The organism is Nonomuraea sp. NPDC049269 (assembly GCF_043197155.1).
Taxonomy (GTDB): Bacteria; Actinomycetota; Actinomycetes; order Streptosporangiales; family Streptosporangiaceae; genus Nonomuraea.
In genome coordinates, this window is record NZ_JBICSO010000012.1 from 55822 (window position 1) to 71451 (window position 15630).

The 15630-nt window shown below is 70.7% G+C and carries 16 protein-coding genes; 9 read left to right on the forward strand and 7 right to left on the reverse strand.

The window, feature by feature from the left end; all coding sequences use genetic code 11:
• The first annotated feature begins 72 nt into the window (after positions 1-72).
• Entirely contained in the window at positions 73-1176 is a 1104-nt protein-coding gene (locus ACGFNP_RS52385) for a LacI family DNA-binding transcriptional regulator (protein WP_393331307.1), read from the forward strand.
• Positions 1173-3116, forward strand: coding sequence for a beta-N-acetylglucosaminidase domain-containing protein (locus ACGFNP_RS52390; protein ID WP_393331309.1), 1944 nt, complete (start codon positions 1173-1175; stop codon positions 3114-3116). Before ACGFNP_RS52385 ends, ACGFNP_RS52390 begins: the two co-directional genes overlap by 4 nt.
• A 6-nt stretch (positions 3117-3122) precedes the next feature.
• Here the strand turns inward: ACGFNP_RS52390 and ACGFNP_RS52395 are convergent, their stop codons facing one another.
• Positions 3123-3380: a beta-galactosidase gene (locus ACGFNP_RS52395; RefSeq protein WP_393331311.1), complete on the reverse strand. Its 258-nt coding sequence runs from the start codon at positions 3378-3380 to the stop codon at positions 3123-3125.
• Positions 3381-3438: 58 nt separating this feature from the next.
• On the opposite strand from ACGFNP_RS52395, the gene ACGFNP_RS52400 reads away from it, so the two are divergent.
• Entirely contained in the window at positions 3439-4449 is a 1011-nt protein-coding gene (locus ACGFNP_RS52400; protein ID WP_393331313.1) for an ABC transporter substrate-binding protein, read from the forward strand.
• On the opposite strand, the gene ACGFNP_RS52405 is transcribed toward ACGFNP_RS52400, so the two are convergent.
• Entirely contained in the window at positions 4446-5246 is an 801-nt protein-coding gene (locus tag ACGFNP_RS52405; protein WP_358320970.1) for a transporter substrate-binding domain-containing protein, read from the reverse strand. The two genes, ACGFNP_RS52400 and ACGFNP_RS52405, sit on opposite strands and share 4 nt — an antisense overlap.
• Entirely contained in the window at positions 5243-6571 is a 1329-nt protein-coding gene (locus tag ACGFNP_RS52410; protein ID WP_358320973.1) for a hypothetical protein, read from the reverse strand. The genes ACGFNP_RS52405 and ACGFNP_RS52410 overlap by 4 nt, the downstream gene beginning before the upstream one ends.
• A 184-nt stretch (positions 6572-6755) precedes the next feature.
• Here ACGFNP_RS52410 and ACGFNP_RS52415 point away from each other — a divergent pair, with 184 nt between their 5' ends.
• A complete protein-coding gene (locus tag ACGFNP_RS52415; protein ID WP_393331316.1) occupies positions 6756-7229 on the forward strand; it encodes a peptidase inhibitor family I36 protein in 474 nt (157 codons plus the stop codon).
• 3 nt (positions 7230-7232) lie between these two features.
• On the opposite strand, the gene ACGFNP_RS52420 is transcribed toward ACGFNP_RS52415, so the two are convergent.
• Positions 7233-8528: an aspartate aminotransferase family protein gene (locus ACGFNP_RS52420; RefSeq protein WP_393331318.1), complete on the reverse strand. Its 1296-nt coding sequence runs from the start codon at positions 8526-8528 to the stop codon at positions 7233-7235.
• A 115-nt stretch (positions 8529-8643) separates the two neighbouring features.
• Between ACGFNP_RS52420 and ACGFNP_RS52425 the strand changes: the two genes are divergently transcribed.
• From ACGFNP_RS52425 to ACGFNP_RS52445, 5 genes are read left to right on the forward strand one after another with little or no spacing between them, the layout of a single operon-like run.
• Positions 8644-9495: a fumarylacetoacetate hydrolase family protein gene (locus ACGFNP_RS52425; protein ID WP_393331321.1), complete on the forward strand. Its 852-nt coding sequence runs from the start codon at positions 8644-8646 to the stop codon at positions 9493-9495.
• Between the two features lie 9 nt (positions 9496-9504).
• The gene (locus ACGFNP_RS52430; protein WP_393331324.1) at positions 9505-10584 is read left to right on the forward strand and encodes a helix-turn-helix domain-containing protein; all 1080 of its coding nucleotides are present in this window, start codon (positions 9505-9507) and stop codon (positions 10582-10584) included.
• A 17-nt stretch (positions 10585-10601) separates the two neighbouring features.
• Complete coding sequence (locus ACGFNP_RS52435; RefSeq protein ID WP_393331327.1) at positions 10602-11510, forward strand: N-acetylglucosamine kinase; 909 nt, start codon at positions 10602-10604, stop codon at positions 11508-11510.
• A complete protein-coding gene (locus ACGFNP_RS52440) occupies positions 11507-12973 on the forward strand; it encodes a hypothetical protein (RefSeq protein ID WP_393331330.1) in 1467 nt (488 codons plus the stop codon). Before ACGFNP_RS52435 ends, ACGFNP_RS52440 begins: the two co-directional genes overlap by 4 nt.
• A gap of 19 nt (positions 12974-12992) precedes the next feature.
• The gene (locus ACGFNP_RS52445; RefSeq protein ID WP_393331333.1) at positions 12993-13799 is read left to right on the forward strand and encodes a sugar isomerase domain-containing protein; all 807 of its coding nucleotides are present in this window, start codon (positions 12993-12995) and stop codon (positions 13797-13799) included.
• Positions 13800-13869: 70 nt separating this feature from the next.
• On the opposite strand, the gene ACGFNP_RS52450 is transcribed toward ACGFNP_RS52445, so the two are convergent.
• The 3 genes from ACGFNP_RS52450 to ACGFNP_RS52460 form a co-directional block, all read right to left on the reverse strand.
• Positions 13870-14199 carry a hypothetical protein gene (locus ACGFNP_RS52450; protein ID WP_393331336.1) on the reverse strand — a complete coding sequence of 110 codons (330 nt, stop codon included), beginning with the start codon at positions 14197-14199 and terminating at the stop codon, positions 13870-13872.
• Positions 14200-14263: 64 nt separating this feature from the next.
• A complete protein-coding gene (locus ACGFNP_RS52455; protein ID WP_358320994.1) occupies positions 14264-14776 on the reverse strand; it encodes a DUF6624 domain-containing protein in 513 nt (170 codons plus the stop codon).
• A gap of 71 nt (positions 14777-14847) precedes the next feature.
• Positions 14848-15459: a hypothetical protein gene (locus tag ACGFNP_RS52460; protein WP_393331339.1), complete on the reverse strand. Its 612-nt coding sequence runs from the start codon at positions 15457-15459 to the stop codon at positions 14848-14850.
• Between the last annotated feature and the right edge of the window lie 171 nt (positions 15460-15630).

A 15630-nucleotide genomic window follows, 5' to 3' on the forward strand; every position in this document is an offset into this window, starting at 1 on the left:
AGACTAATACGGTTTAGTTCTCATGGTCACGAGGGAGGATCATCTCGTTTGCGTAACGACGATGGAGGAGCGATGCCACCGAACGACGAGGTTCCGCCTGCTTCATCCGGCTCCCCCGAGCCCTCGGCGCCCGCCCCACCGGCCCGGCTGAAGAGCACCGACATCGCGCGGCTGGCGGGCGTCTCCGTCTCTGCGGTGTCACTGGCGTTCAACGCCCGCCCCGGCATCAGCGACGCGACGCGCAAGCGCATCCTCGAGGTCGCCGAGGAGCTCAACTGGCGCCCGCACCGGGCCGCGCGCTCCCTCAAGGGGGCCAGCAACGACGCGGTCGGCATCGTCCTCGCCCGTCCGGCCCGCACGCTGGGCGTCGAGCCGTTCTTCGCGCACGTCCTGTCGGGCCTGCAGTCCCGCCTGTCCAACGAGGGCATCGCCACCCAGCTCCTCATCGTCGAGGATCCCCAGGCGGAGGTGGCGGTCTACCGCCGCTGGGCCGCCGAGAACCGGGTCGACGGGCTGGTGCTCTTCGACCTCACGGTCGACGACGTCCGGCCGCGGCTCATCGCCGGCCTCGGCATCCCCGCCGTCATCCTGGGCGGCCACGGGGCTCCCCTGCCGCTGACCAGCGTCTGGGTCGACGACCACGCGGCGATGACCCGCGTCCTCGCCTACCTCGCCGCGCTCGGCCACCGGTTCCTCGGCCACGTCAGCGGCATCCCCTCCTACCAGCACACACGACGCCGCCTCCAGGCCGTCGCCGACGCGCGCGAAACGCTCGGCGTCGACATCGTGAGCGTGGCGACCGACTACTCCGACACCCAAGGAGCGTCGGCCACGCGCCAGTTGCTGGAGGCGAGCCCCCGGTGCACGGCGATCATTTATGACAGCGACGTCATGGCGGCGGCGGGGCTGGGCGTGGCCACCGAGAGGTCCGTACGGGTCCCCGGCGACGTCTCCATCTTGTCCTTCGACGATTCCATCCTCACCCAGTTGCCGCATCCCCCGATCACCGCGCTGACCCGCGACACGTACGCGCTCGGCACGCTCACCGCGACCGAACTGCTCCACGTGATGGCCGAGCGTCCGGAGCCCCGCGCGGTGCAGGCTCCCACCCCCGACCTCGTCATACGCGCCAGCACCGCGCCTCCAGCCGACATAGACGAATGGAGAGTTTCGTGAGGAAACCAACCCGCACAGCAGCCCTCGCGCTGGCCGCGACCCTGTGCGCCGGGGCACTCCTGCCCACCCCCGCCGCCCATGCCGCTCCTCCCTTACCCTCGGTGTCGCCGACTCCGCAGTCGCTGAGCGGCGTCGGTGCGGCCGCCGTCGTCACCAGCCGGGTGCAAGTGATCGCCGACGACCAGACCGACCCCGCCGCCCGCGACCGCCTCGTACGGGAGCTCAAGGCACACGGCGCGACCCGGGTGGACATCGTCGCCCCTGACCGGACCCCCGCCGCCGGGCTGCTCACAGTGCGGCTCGGCCCCGCGGCCCGCCCGGACATCGCGCGGGCGCTCGGCGACGTGGTCGTGCCCGACAAGGCCGAGGGATACGCGTTACGAGTCTCGGGCGGCCGGTCGCGCCAGATCGCGCTCGGCGGCAAGGACGCCGGGGGCCAGTTCTATGCCGTGCAGACGCTGCGCCAGTTGTTCGTCCGCTCGGGTGGCGGCTGGGAGGTGGCGGGAGTCCGGGTCAGCGACTTCCCGTCCATGCCGCTGCGCGGCACCATCGAGGGCTTCTACGGCGCACCGTGGACACACGCCGAACGCCTCGACCAGATGGACTTCTACGGCGACGTCAAGGCCAACACCTACATCTACGCCCCCAAGGACGATCCCTACCACCGCGACAAGTGGCGCGACCCCTACCCGGCGGCCAAGCTCGCCGAACTGGGCGAGTTGGTGGCCCGGGCCGGCGCGAACCATGTCCGCTTCACCTTCGCGCTCTCCCCCGGCGTGTCGATCTGTTACTCCGACCCCGCGGACCGCGACACCCTCAAGCGGAAGCTGCAGGCGCTCTACGACCTGGGCGCCAGGGCGTTCTCCATCCCGCTGGACGACATCAGCTACACCCGCTGGAACTGCGCGGCGGATGAGGCCGCGTACGGCGCGGCCGGACGCACCGCCGCGGCGAAAGCCCAGGTCGATCTGCTGAATGACGTGCAGCGCACCTTCATCGCCGGCCACGACGGCGCCCAGCGGCTGCAGATGGTGCCCACCGAGTACGGCGATCTGACCGACACCACGTACAAGCAGACCTTGCGGGAATCCCTGGATCCCGCGATCGAGGTGATGTGGACCGGCACCGACACGGTGCCGCCGGAGATCACCAACGCGCAGGCCGAGAAGGCGGCGGAGCTGTTCGGCCGCAAGGTCTTCGTCTGGGACAACTACCCGGTCAACGACTACGGCAACACCAGTGGCCGGCTGCTCCTGGCGCCCTACGACAAGCGTGAGGGCGGCCTGGCCGCGCACCTGTCCGGCATCGTGGCCAACCCGATGAACCAGCCGTACGCGAGCAAGGTCGCGGTCTTCGGCGCCGCGGACTTCACCTGGAACGACGGAGCGTACGACGCGAGCAGGAGCTGGCCACGGGCGATGTCCTATCTCGCCCGCGGCGACAAGGCGGCCACCGAGGCCCTGCTGGTCTTCGGCGACCTGGAGCACGTGGCTCCCACCTTCGGCGGCACCCCCTGGCAGCCTCAGGCACCCGTCCTCGCCGCGCGCGTGGCCGAGTTCTGGCGAGTGTGGAACGGCGGGCGGCCCGGCGACGCGATCGCCGCGCTGCGTCCGTACGCGAAGGCCGTCGCCACGGCGCCGGCCACCATCCGCGGCGGATCGGTGGAGAAGGGCTTCACCGACGACGCCGCGTCCTGGCTGGACGCCACCGAGCTGTGGGGCAGGGCGATGGTGACCATGCTCGACGCGCTCCAAGCCAAGCAGGCCGGAGACGAGACCAAGGCCGCCGCGTTGCTCGCCGAGTCGCGTGACCTGCAGCGGCAGGCCCGCGCCGTCCGGGTCAGCCCGCCGCGCAACCGCTGGGGCGCGGCCCAGCCCCAGGTCGGGGACGGGGTGCTCGACGTCTTCCTCGCCGCGGCCGACGCTCGGCTCCAAGGGTGAAACGGGTCAGCCGAACTCCTCGACGTACTCCTCCGGAGGTCCCAGCTCGGGGCGGTCCCGCAGCTCGGCGACCGGCGCGTCGGAGTCGTAGCTGGTCACGGTGGGCTGCAACCGGCCCTCGTGCTCGTTGGCGCCCGCCCAGAGCCCGAAGTTGGTCCCGCCGTGCGCCATGTAGACGCTCACGCCGCCGCCGTCGGCGCCGCGCCGTTTACCGCACCGGCCAGTAGGCCATGGGTGGGTGGAGATCGGTTGCGTGACTCTCATGGCGGAGTGTCGAATGGGAGCGCACGGGCGAGACGTCGGGCGACCCCTTGGAGAGGCCATGAGGCCGTTAGCCATCGCGTTGGTAGCGGTCCTGATGGTCGCGGGCTGTTCGACGTCGAGAAGGGACAAGATCACGGTCGCGTGCGGCGCGAGCGAGCAATGGTGCGCGATGATGGTCAAGAGGTTCTCCGACGCCACCGGCGTGGAGGCCGACTTCGTCCGGCTGTCGAGTGGCGAGGCGCTGGAGCGGATCAAGGCGGCCAGGGCACGGCAGGAGTTCGACGTCTGGCACGGCGGTCCGGCCGACGCCTACGTGGCCGCCAAGAGTCAGGGCCTGCTTGAGCCGTACAAATCCGAAAAATCCGTTGAAATCCGGCAGGGGTGGGCTGATCCGGAGAACGCCTGGAGCGGGATCTACGCCGGCGTGCTGGCCTTCTGCAACAACACCAAGGAGCTGGCCGAACGCGGCCTGAAGCCGATCAGCTCCTGGCAGGATCTGCTGGACGAACGGCTGCGCGGCAGCGTCGCCATCGCCCACCCGGCCACCTCCGGGACCGCCTACACCACCCTGTGGACGCAGGTGGAGCTCAACGGCGGCGATCAGGACGCGGCGCTCGGCTACCTGCGCAAGCTCCACCCGAACGTGCTCAGGTACAACTCCTCCGGCAGTGCGGCCGCCGTGCAGGCGGCCAAGGGGGAAGCGGCGGTGGGCGTCGTGTTCTCCCATGACTGCGTCGCCGCCCAGGAGCAGGGCTATCCGAACCTGCAGGTGACCTTCCCCGCGGAGGGCACCGGTTACGAGCTCGGCGGCCTGGCGGTGCTGGCCGGGGCCCACAACCCCGACAGCGCGCGCAAGTACGTCGACTGGGCGCTGAGCGGAGCGTCCCAGCGGCTGGGGCCGCTGGCGAAGTTCTACGCCCTGCCCACCAACACCAAGGTGCCGGCGCACTCCAAGGCGGCCGACCCCGCGACGGTCAAGCTGGTCTCCTACGACGTGGAGGTCGCCGGGCGCGCCAAGCAGGCGCTCGTCGACAGGTTCAGCGCCGAGATCGCCAGGCCGCCCGCCTAGGAGCAGCCCTCGAACTGCGGAACCGCCACCACCGACAGGTCGATGCCGGACTTGCCGAACCACTTGTCCAGCAGCATGTTCGCCGTGCCGTCCTGGTACATCTCGGTGATGGCCCGGTTGAGCTCCTCACAGCCGTCGACGTCGCCCTTGCGCACGCCGATCGACGTGCGTTGCTCGTTGAAGGTCGCGCCGACCAGGTGCAGGTCGACGCCCGGCCTGGTGAGCAGCCCGGCCAGGATCTGGCTGTTGGTGGAGATGGCGTCGATCCTGCCGTCCTTGATCATCTCCAGGCAGGCGTTGTAGTCGGGTGCCGGGACGACGATCGCCTTGACCCGGCGCTCGTCGACGATCCGCTGGGCGATGTTCGTGCCGCGCACCCAGCAGATCTTGCGGCCCTCCAGGTCGCGGACGTCGCGGATGACGCCCTTGTCGGCCGGTCGTACCGCGATGTCCTGGAAGTCGACATGGTACGGCCCGGCGAAGTCGATCACCTTCTTCCGCTCCGGGGTGACCGACATGTGGGCGAAGACCAGGTCGGCACGCCCGTCCGTGAGCACGGTGAGCTGGTCGCCGGCCTTGATCTCCAGCCAGCGGATCCGCTTGCCCAGCCGGGAGATGAGATCCTCGGCCACGTCGATGTTGAAGCCGTCGTAGGAGCCGTCCGCCCCCTTGAAACTGATCAGCGGGACGTCGGAGCGGATGGCGACGATCAGCTCGTCGTGGTCCATGAGGGAGGCCGGCCGTGCGGCGCCGCAGGCGCTGACCAGCAGGATCAGGCAGATCAGCAGTCTTCTCACCGGTACTCCCTGAGTCGTGGCCAGACGCCGACCAGGATGAGCAGGGCGCCGGCGGCCAGCCCGGCGGGGATCGACCGCCACAGCGTCTCCAGGGCCCCGTCGCCGCTGTCGATGGCGCGCTCGAAGTCGGACTCGTGCCGCCGGACCAGTTCCTCCAGCACCTTGTCGTAGCTCTCGTAGGTCTGGGTGAGCTCGCCGTCCCAGAACTTGATCGCCGCCTCGGCCGACATGGTCCGCATCCGCCCGTCGGCCTGCTGGAACCGCTGGTAGACGGTGAAGAGTCGTTGCCGGTCCTGGCCCGTCAGACTGCCGAGCAGTCCTTGGAAGTCGGCGCGCAGCTTGCTCTGGTAGTCGGGCAGGCTGGTCGACTCGACGGCCGCGATCGTCTGGGACTTGTCCAGGAAGGTGTGTTCGTAGGTGTCCTTGCGGAAGCGGTCGAGCAGGTAGCGGCTCTGGTCTCCGTACATGCTCTTGCTGATCGCCCGCGCTCTGGTCAGGGTGAGCACCGAGTCGAACCCATCGCGCTTGGCCTCCTCCAGCGCCTGGCCCTGCCGGTTGAGCAGAGCCGTACCGGTCACCAGACCGGCCGCGGTGAGCACGGTCGCGACCACCAGGGCCGGCGCGAAGACCCGCCGGAACCTGCGGGTCAGATAGGCCTGCAGGCCCAGCAGGCAGGCCAGCGCGAGCAGCCCGATGACGATGACGGCGAAGCGGGCCAGCGAGGTGGTCGAGCGCTCGGCGGCGTGCGCGCGTCTGACGATCGTCCCGGTTTCCAGGGTCAGGTTGTACGCCTGAGGGAGCAGCTCGCGGTGCATGAGGTCGGTGGCCTGCTGATAGGCCCTGACCACGTTGTCGGGCGGCTGTCCCGCGGTGTGCTTGGACTGCGTGTCCAGCAGCCGGGCCTGGGCCGCCAGCCGTTCGTAGCGGCCGAGCCCCTCGATCAGCGACTCGACCGTGCGCTGCTCGGCCGGGTTGTCCAGGGCCAGCCGGTAGGCCCTGAGCAGGCTCTCGGAGATCTCCAGCCGCCGCTGGTCATAGCTGGTCAGGTCGGCCTGTTGCTGCGGGCCGTACTCCCTGCCCAGCAGCAGGGCCTCGGCCACCAGCGCGTCCATCTCCGACAGCTGCCGATACAGGCCCGCGGTGGCGAGCACCTGCGGCCCGGCGTCATGCCCGGTGGTGCGCAGGCTGGAGCCCGTACTCGCCGCGCCGGCCAGGATCGCGGCCAGCAGCAGGGCCAGCGTCAGCAGGGACAGCCCGGCCAGCGTGCGCACCCGCCCGGAGACCGACTCCTTGCGCCGGACCGGAGGCGTCGCCGTCACCGTCATAACAGACTCCGGCGGGAGAGGCCAGGATCGTGAGTGTGCACCGCGCCCCCCGAGATCGACTCGTGCTCGGAAATCGAGCATGGCCGCGGGCGCGGCAGATCCGCAAGAGGGGACTCAACACCGACTCAACACATGCTCAACACCGCGCTGCCTACCTTCTTCCCAGCCGATCGAAGGAGACATGATGAAGGCAGTGAGAACGACCGCCATCGCCATCGGTGCCGGTGCGATAGTCGTCAGCGGATTCGCCGCGGCCCCGGCCCAAGCGGCCCGGATCGACACCTACCTGGCCGCGATTCCCAACGGTACGAAGCTGAGCGACAACGAGATCTCCTGGGAGGGCGGCACGGTCCGCCTGCTGATGTCGGCGACCCAGGCATCCTGCCCGTCCGGTTGGTACTGCGTGTACGAGCACAGCAACTGGCGCGGTGCGATGGCGAAGTGGCGCTCATCCCCCGCGAAGTGCAAGAAATTCGAATTCACCCGCTACTGGCGGGACAAGATCTCGTCGTTCTGGGCGCGCGGCAACTGCCCCAGCGACAACTACTTCCTCAAGGACAAGAAGGTCGCCCAGCCCGACCCCTTCGAGCCTTTCGTGGGCAAGAAGGCATACGTCCGCTACAACGACCGCTACGACTACGCGGCCCACGGTCTGTGAGCGTCAGAGCGAGCTCAGCGCCGCCGAGAACGCTTCGACGGTCGCGGCGACGTCCGCCTCGGTGTGCGCGGTCGACAGGAACCACAGGCCGCGCGGCACCATGTTGACCCCCTGGTCGAGCAGCGCGGCGTGCAGGCGGCCCATCATGGCCCGGTCCGTCGCCGCGAAGTCGCGGTAGTTCCGCACGGCGGACGCCTCGGTGAAGCAGATCTGGAAGACCGGTCCCGGCCCGTCCACCAGCATCGGGACCCCCGCTTTGGCCGCCGCCTCCGCCAGGCCGCGCATCAGCTCCCGGCCCCGGGCGTACAGCGTGCCGTACACCTCGTCCCGTTGCTCGTCGAGGATGCGCAGGGTCGCCTCGGCGGCGGCGATGCCGACGGGCTGGGAGTTGAACGTGCCGGCGTGCGCGACCTTGCCGGAGGAGATGGCGTCCATCACGCGAGCGCGTCCGGCGAGCGCCGACACCTGCATCCCGCCCGCCATCGCCTTGCCGAACACCGACAGGTCCGGGGAGACGCCGAGGTACTCCTGGGCGCCGCCGGGAGCGAGCCGGAAACCGGTGATGATCTCGTCGAAGATGAGCAGGCTGCCGTGGCTGTCGCAGAGTTCGCGGACACCCTGGAGGTAGCCGGGGTCGGGCTCGATGGCTCCGGTGTTGCAGAGCACCGGCTCGGTGACCACGGCGGCGATCTGCCCCGCGTGCTCGTCCATCAGCCGGGACAGGGCGCCGAGGTCGTTCCACGGGCAGACCACCAGGTCGGCGGCCTCGGGCTGGCCCGCCGTGCCGGGGACGGCGGCAGGGCGGTCGGCGGGCCCGGCCGCCTCCAGGGGCGGGTGCACGCTGTAGAGGACCGGGTCCAGCCAGCCGTGGTAGTGCCCCTCGAACTTGAGGATCTTGGGCCGGCCGGTGAAGCCGCGGGCCAGCCGCCAGGCGGCGTGCACGGCCTCCGAGCCCACCGTGTTGAACCGGACGCGCTCGGCCGAGGGCACCATGGCGCAGAGCCGTTCGGCCACGCGGGCCTCCGCCGCGTGCTGGGCGGAGTAGACGATGCCGCGGGCCACCTGCGCGGTGACCGCCTCGACCACCGCGGGCGGGCAGTGGCCGAGCAGCGCCGGTCCCTGACCGAGCACGTAGTCGAGGTAGGTGTTGCCGTCGGCGTCCCAGAGCCGCGCGCCCGCCGCCCGGTCCACGTAGAGCGGAACGCCCGCCATGCGGCGGGCGTCGCTGGAGACGCCGCCGGCGATGTAACGCTGGGCGGTGGTGTACAGGTCGCGGCTGACGTCCAGTGTCCGGGTCATGTCGGCCATCAAACGGTGAAATGTCGCCTGGCCACAAGAAAGAGGGCAAGAAGCGGGTTGTCAGCGCAAATTTCGGTGCTTGTGGTGGTCGCGGGCCCTTGATGGGGTTGCGGTCATGTTCCTTGGACGTATTCGGCGTACCCCCGCAGGCCCCGTCGAGCTGGTGGCCCTGCACCCGAGCGGCGACGGCCTGCTCAGCCTGGCCGACCTCGGCGACGACCCGGTGGCCGCCCTGCGCGTACACGGTCTCGACTGGCTCACCGAACTGGTGGACGAGCGCTCGGCGGGCCCCCTGCTGGACCAGAGCGCGGTGCTCTTCGAACCGCCGGTGGCCACCTGTACGAAGATCTGCTGTCTGGCCCTGAACTACCGGGCGCACGCGGAGGAGAGCGGCATGGAGGTGCCGCCCGAGCCGGTGCTGTTCTTCAAGCCGCCGTCCGCGCTCACCGGCCACAACCGGCCGGTGGTGGCGCCGGCCCGTACCCGCCACCTGGAGCACGAGGTGGAGCTGGCGGTCGTCATCGGCAAGGCCACCAGGGACCTGCCCGCCGAACGGTGGCAGGAGGCCGTGGCCGGCTACACCGTGATCAACGACATGACGGCCCGCGACCTGCAACTCGCGAACATCGCCAGGAACGTCCCCTGGGACCAGTCAAAGGGGTTCGACACCTTCGCCCCGGTCGGGCCGTTTCTGGCGACGGTGGACGAGGTGCCGGATCCGCAGGGGCTGGAGCTGGTCCTGGAGGTGGACGGCGAGGTCAGGCAGCGGGCGAACACCAAGCAGATGGTCTTCGGCCTCCCCCGGCTGATCGAGGACCTGTCCGACGGGATGACACTGATGCCCGGAGACCTGATCGCGACCGGAACCGTGGCCGGAATCGCGCCGCTCAAGGACGGCGACACCATGAGGGCGACGGTGGCGGGAGTCGGCACGCTGGTAAATACGGTCAAATTTCGGTCCGCCTAAAGTAGGGGGATGGACTACGCTGTGGCCGCACTGGTGGACATCGACGACTACATGGCGTCCGAGCAGGCTCGGGGAAGACCGTGGGCGCGCCGCCAGCTCCGGCAGGCCGACCAGGTGGTGCGGGCGGCCACCCGCGGCCGCCCCGGGGCCACCTGCCGCCCGCAGCCGCCCGAGGAGTGGCTCGTCCTGCTGACCGGAGCCGACCCCGACGCCCTGATGAGCGACGCGGCGGCGCTGGCGGAGGAGGTCCGCGCGCACATGGTGCGCGAGACGGCCTGGACCGCCACCGTCAGCCTCGGCTCGCCGAGCCTGGACGGCCGCGGGGCGGCCGAGCGCGACGCCAGGCTGGCCAACGACTACAAGCTCGTGCTCGGCGGCGACCGGGTGATCGCCCCGCCGCCGCCCGCGCGGGTGACACTCGCGCCGCCCGTACGCATCGAGCGGGAACTCTCCAGGCGAGTACGGGCCGGCGACCGCAACGGTGCCGCCGGGCTGCTCGCGAGCTGGGTGGACCGATGCGCCCGCGAGCGGGACGTGGACCCCCGGACGCTGCGCAACTGGCTCATCGGGCAACTGCTGTTCGTGGTGGACGTGGCCAACCGGTCCAGGCTGAGCGACGGCTCGACCGACTGGGTGGAGGCGTGCGCCCGGCTGCCGATCGAGGACATCGTCTCGGTCGGCGACATCCATGAGCGCTCCTACCTGCACATCTGGCTGCGCGAGACGCTCGGCCGGCTGATGCCGCCGCCGCCGCGCCGGGACGTGCTCACGCTGGCCGAGGCGTACCTGGCCGAGCACTACACCGATCCCGGGCTGCGCCTGACGACGGTGGCGGAGGCGGTGAACGCGAGCCCGTTCTACATCTCGCACCTGTTCGCCGAGGAGCGCCGCACCACCTTCCTGCGTCACCTCACCGGCCTGCGGTTACGGCACGCGCGCCGCCTCCTGACCACCTCGCCGCTGCCCGTCGACGTGATCGCCGCACGTACCGGCTACCTGAGCGCGAAGGCGCTGCGCGGCGCGTTCAGCCGGTACGTCGGATGTTCCCCGACCGAATACCGAAGGGCCGGGCTCCGGCCCGGCTCGTGATTCGTCCTGGAGGGCACATGGACCTGGCGATCGACGGCGGCCAGACGGGCCTGCGCCTCGGCCTCGCGAGCGGCGGCCGGATCCGGGAGGTGTACGAGCGACCCGGCCTGTCCTATGCCGAAGGCTCGCCGGTGGAGGCGGTGCTGTCCCGGATCGGCGACGGCTGGGGCGACCTCGGCACCGTCTGCCTCGGCCTGACCACCCTCCTCGACGCCCCGGAAGAGCTGGCCACCCGGCTGCTCGTGACGGCCCGGCGCGTGATGATCACCACGGACGTCGTCACCTCGCACGCGGGCGCGTTCTCCGGCGGCCCCGGCGTCGTGCTGGCGGCGGGCACGGGCGCGATCGCCCTCGGTGTGAGCGGTTCACGACCGGCCGTCGTCCGGCAGGTGGACGGGTGGGGGTTCCTGTACGGCGACGCGGGCGGCGGCTACTGGATCGGGCGGCGCGGGCTGGAGGCGGCGGCCCGGGGCTTCGACGGCCGCGCTCAGAGCGGCCCGCTCACCCGGCGGGCCCGCGCCGTCTTCGGCGACCTGGCCGGCCTGCCTGCCCGGCTCTATTTGTCACCGGACGGCGTGGCGCAGGTGGCGGGCTTCGCCGTGCACGTACTCGAACTGGCGCGTGGCGACACGGCCCGCGATGACACGGCCCGCGCCATCGTCGACGAGGCGGCCCGCGAGCTGGCGGCGACCGCGGCGGCGGCCGCCCGCGCCTTCCCCGGTGATGCGGAGGTGCCCGTGGCGTGGACCGGCCGGCTGTTACGCGACCCCGCGCTGCGGGCCGGGTTCGAGGCGGAACTGGCCGACCTCCTCCCCCGGGCCCGCCTCCGGCCACCAGCCGGCGACAGCCTCGCGGGCGCCGCCTTTCTGGCCGCCACCGAAGACTCAGGACTCTACGGAACGATGATCAGGACGGTGCGGCGATGAGAGTGGGCCACGGCAGGGCGAACCTCCCCGTTCCCGACGGCACACCGATGGGCGGCTACCTCGACCGCCCCGGCCCGTCAGCGGGCCTGCTGGACCCGCTGACGGTGAACGCGATCACCTGGTTCGACGGCGAACGCCGCTTCGCACTGGCCACCGCCGACGTCATCTGCGTGAACGAGGACCTGGCCCACCGGGTCAGATCGGAGGCCCGCTCACTCGGCTGCGAGTTATGGCTAGCGGCCAGCCACACCCACTCGGGCCCGGAGACCGGCTGCGTACCTGGCGGAGGGCCAACACCCGCCCCATGGCTCGACCGGCTCACCGATGCGGTGGGCACGGCCGTACGCGAGGCAATCGAGTGCGAGCGCCGCTGCGACGGGGAGGCCCACCACGGCGAGCTGCACGGCATCGGCGCCGACCGCAGCCGCCCGTCCGCCCCGGCAGTGGTCCCCCTCACCGTGATCGCCGTCCGCCACAGGGCGGATGAGAACGGGCGACTCATCGGCCGTAACGAAGCGGGCGAGAACGGGCAGCTCGCCGGTGTGCTGGTGGTGCTGCCCGTTCATCCCACGGTGCTGCCCGCCGCCAGCCGCCTGGTCAGCGCCGACCTGGTCGGTGCCGTACGACGGGCCCTGCGCGCGAGGCTCGGTCCGGACGTGTGGGCACTGGTCGCCACCGGCGCGGCGGGCGACATCAGCACCCGCCACACCCGCCGCGGCCAGGACGCGGCCGAGCTGGACCGCCTCGCCGCGACAGTCGCCGACCGCTGCCTGGAGCTGCTGCGAGAACCCCCGGCCCGCGCCTGGTCGGCGAGCTCCAGAATCACGTGGGCGGCGCGACGACTGGAGCTCGCCCCGGTACAGCTCGGCGAAAGCCACGGCTCCGTGCCCATGGATCTGTCCGGGGATCGGGCCAGGGGTCCGGCCGTGAGTCCGGTGCCGGATCGGGCCGGGAATCGGCGCGGAGATCCGGCCGTGAGTCCGGCCGCGGATCGGGCCGGAGGTCAACGCGGGGATCCAGCCGTGAGTCCGGTCGCGGATCGGCGCGGGGATCCAACGGTAGGTCCGGCCGTGGATCCGGGCGCGCTGGCCGCTGATCTACGCGCGGCCGAGGCGAGCGGCGATCCGGTCGCTGTCCGGCTTGCCCGCAGCAGGCTGGAGGGGGTCCGGGCCCGGCTGGACCGCAGCGGGCGGGAAGGCCCGATCGGTGTGCACGTGCATGCCGCCCGTCTCGGGGAGTTGTCCGTGGTGGGGCTACCCGGCGAGCCGTTCCTCGCCGTGGCGGAGAGCATCACCCCAGGGGGGCCGGTCATAGTACTGGGATACGCCAACGGGTATCCCGGCTACCTGCCGACCGCCGAGGCGTACGGGCGGGCCGAGTACGAAGTGCTGGTGAGCCAGGTGGCTCCGGGCAGCGCCGAGGAACTGGCCGGGGCCGCGCGCCAACTGCTGGAGGACATGTGATCGAACTGCTGGAGGACATGTGATCGGCCAGAGCGGGTACGAGGACGTCGCCAGGGCGGCCGTCGAGCGGGTGCTCGACGCGGAGCGGGAGGCGATCGGGCGGGCCGGGCGCCTGGTCTACGACGGGTTGCGGGCCGGTGGGGTGGTGCAGGCGTTCGGCACGGGGCACTCCAGGGCGGTCGCGCTGGAGCTGGTCGGCCGGGCGGGTGGGCTGGTGCCCGCGAACCAGCTGGGCATCCGCGACCTCGCCTACTACGGCGACACCTCTCCGCAGGACATCCTCGACCCGAAGATCGAACGGGAGCCGGGACTGGCCCTGCGCATCTGGGAACTGGCCGAGATCGGACCCAACGACGTCTTCGTGATCATCTCGAACTCCGGCGGCAACGCGACGATCGTCGAGATGGCCCGTCTGGCGGCCGAACGCGGGCACCCGGTGATCGCGATCACCTCGAGGACGCACACAGCCGAGGCCGCCACGCGCGAACGGGCCGACTCCGATGCCGATGCCGATGCCGGTGGCGGTGCCGGGCGCGTCCCCGGTGGGCGGGAGCGGCTGGCTGGGCTGGCCGACGTGGTCATCGACAACGGCGCACCGTACGGGGACGCGGCCCTTCCGTTGCCCGGCGGCGGCGCCGTCTGTCCCGTGTCGAACTTGACCGGCGTCCTGATCGCCCAGCTCCTGGTCGCCGACGTGGTGGGCCGGTTCCTGGCCGCCGGGCAAGCGCCGCCCGTTTACAGGTCCGCCAACACACCTGGGGGCGACGCGCACAACGACGCCCTGCTGTCCGCGTACGGCGGCCGAGTGCGCCTAGGAGACGCCTGAGCCCGCGCGCCGAAATCACCCAGGGAGAGGCGACCACATGAAAACCACCGGGCAGCCACCCCACGCATCCTCACCCGCCGGCGATCTCCTCAACGACCCCGATGTGTCCAGGCACACCTACGTCGTGATCGACTTCGAGGCACTGACCCCGGCCGGCCGACCCGCCGTCCCGGTCGAAGTGGCCGCGCTGGCACTCACCGTCAAGAACGGCGACCTGGCGGAGCTCTGGCGATTCGAGGCCCTGATGGCACCGCCGCCCGACGTGCCTGTCACCACCTTCGACACTCGCCAGACCGGACTGACCGCTCACCTGCTGGCCGACGCCGGCCAGCCCGACGAGGTCATGGCCCGGCTGGACGCGCTCTTGGACACGCCCCCGTATCGGCTCGTCGCTCAGCATGCGCCCACCGAAGCAGGACAGTGCCATTCTCACGTCGGCGACAGGTCCACTTCACGAGAGGTTCTCACCCGTACTGCTGCCTCATGGATCTGTCGTAGTCGGCGTGCGGTCCCAGCCCAGCCCCGGCTCGGCGCTCGTCGAGCCGCTCACGATCTTCGATCGGCCGCGGCTGGAAAACGCCGTCAGGAGCGTGGTACTGCGTGCCGTACACCTGCGGCCGCTCCTCGTTGACACGAACGCGATCGACCAGGTACGCGAGGTTACCCGGCGCCGCTTGGCCCCGGTCTACGGCGTCCTGCAAGAGCGCCAAACACCGCCGCTGGAAGTCCAGGTCGTGATCGGCATGCTGCGCCAGGAGCCAAGCTGCCTGCGCGCCTTCCTCTCCGACCAGGTCATGACCCGGCCAGCCGTACTCGTCGACCACCTGCTTGAGGTACGTCGTGTTGTCGTCGTCTACGCTCCTCCATTTCTCCATCAGGTCACCCGGCACAGGTCCGTCCTTGGGCAGGCTCAGGCGTACCTCCTGGTCACGTCGCATGCGTCGCAGCAGTTCATCATGAAGGCCGGCATCAAACACGAGGTGCGTTCCCCTTCCGGCTGATCGCCTCGAACTATGTCCAACCGACGTCGGGGATTAACGACCATGGATCATCGTGTGCTGCCGAAGCGGCGCAGGACGTAGTTGCCGCTCCCCCAGAGGCTGTGCGGCTGGTGGTCGCTCGGGCAGACGTTGTTGGTGTACAGGCTGTTATTGACGGCGTCCCAGAGCCCTTTGCATTTGCCACAAAAGCGCCAGCCGGAGAAACCGCCGGGCCGGTCTCTGTTGGTGATGTCCTCCAGGACGTAGTGCGCCGACGATGTTCCCGGCGTGCCCGCCACCGGACGTGTGAAGGGGAGATGTCCGGGGTTGCCGCCGTAAGCGGAGGGGCACGCACCCGGATCGCCACCGTTGCCTTCGAACCAGAGCGCCTGACAGAGCCCACACCACCGCCAGCCGGGTTGCCCGGCTCCGCCGTCTTCGACGGTCTTCACCATCCAGTCGATCCCGAGGTAGTGGTGTCCGCCGTCGAGGACGTCGCCCGCCGGGCAGCCACCCCGGGTGCCGTTCCCGGTGAACCAGAGGGTCCTGCACCGCGTACAGGTCCCCCACAGGTGTTGTAGAGCCTGGGCGGGTTGCGCGGTGATGGCAAGCCCGCCGAGCGCAGCGAGCGATGCCCCTGTGACCAGCCGCAGTGCTGTGCGACGCCGGATGTTCGCCACTCGGATTCCCCTTTCGCTTCTTCGCCTGGTGACAGTCAGACTCCTCTTGCTCACGGAAAGTTGCCATCGTTCGCTGTCCGGATGCGGACACGGCGCGAGTCAGTGCTGATCGGTCTCACGCTCGGGCGCCTCGGTGCGCTCTGCGGTGGGGTCCATGTGACGCCCCTTTCG

Coding starts and splice junctions, on each gene's coding strand:
- ACGFNP_RS52415 (WP_393331316.1), top strand. CDS start 6,756: ATGAAGGCAGTGAGAACGACCGCCATCGCCATCGGTGCCGGTGCGATA.
- ACGFNP_RS52385 (WP_393331307.1), top strand. CDS start 73: ATGCCACCGAACGACGAGGTTCCGCCTGCTTCATCCGGCTCCCCCGAG.
- ACGFNP_RS52400 (WP_393331313.1), top strand. CDS start 3,439: ATGAGGCCGTTAGCCATCGCGTTGGTAGCGGTCCTGATGGTCGCGGGC.
- ACGFNP_RS52395 (WP_393331311.1), bottom strand. CDS start 3,380: ATGAGAGTCACGCAACCGATCTCCACCCACCCATGGCCTACTGGCCGG.
- ACGFNP_RS52435 (WP_393331327.1), top strand. CDS start 10,602: ATGGACCTGGCGATCGACGGCGGCCAGACGGGCCTGCGCCTCGGCCTC.
- ACGFNP_RS52410 (WP_358320973.1), bottom strand. CDS start 6,571: ATGACGGTGACGGCGACGCCTCCGGTCCGGCGCAAGGAGTCGGTCTCC.
- ACGFNP_RS52440 (WP_393331330.1), top strand. CDS start 11,507: ATGAGAGTGGGCCACGGCAGGGCGAACCTCCCCGTTCCCGACGGCACA.
- ACGFNP_RS52430 (WP_393331324.1), top strand. CDS start 9,505: ATGGACTACGCTGTGGCCGCACTGGTGGACATCGACGACTACATGGCG.
- ACGFNP_RS52450 (WP_393331336.1), bottom strand. CDS start 14,199: ATGCTGAGCGACGAGCCGATACGGGGGCGTGTCCAAGAGCGCGTCCAG.
- ACGFNP_RS52420 (WP_393331318.1), bottom strand. CDS start 8,528: ATGACCCGGACACTGGACGTCAGCCGCGACCTGTACACCACCGCCCAG.
- ACGFNP_RS52425 (WP_393331321.1), top strand. CDS start 8,644: ATGTTCCTTGGACGTATTCGGCGTACCCCCGCAGGCCCCGTCGAGCTG.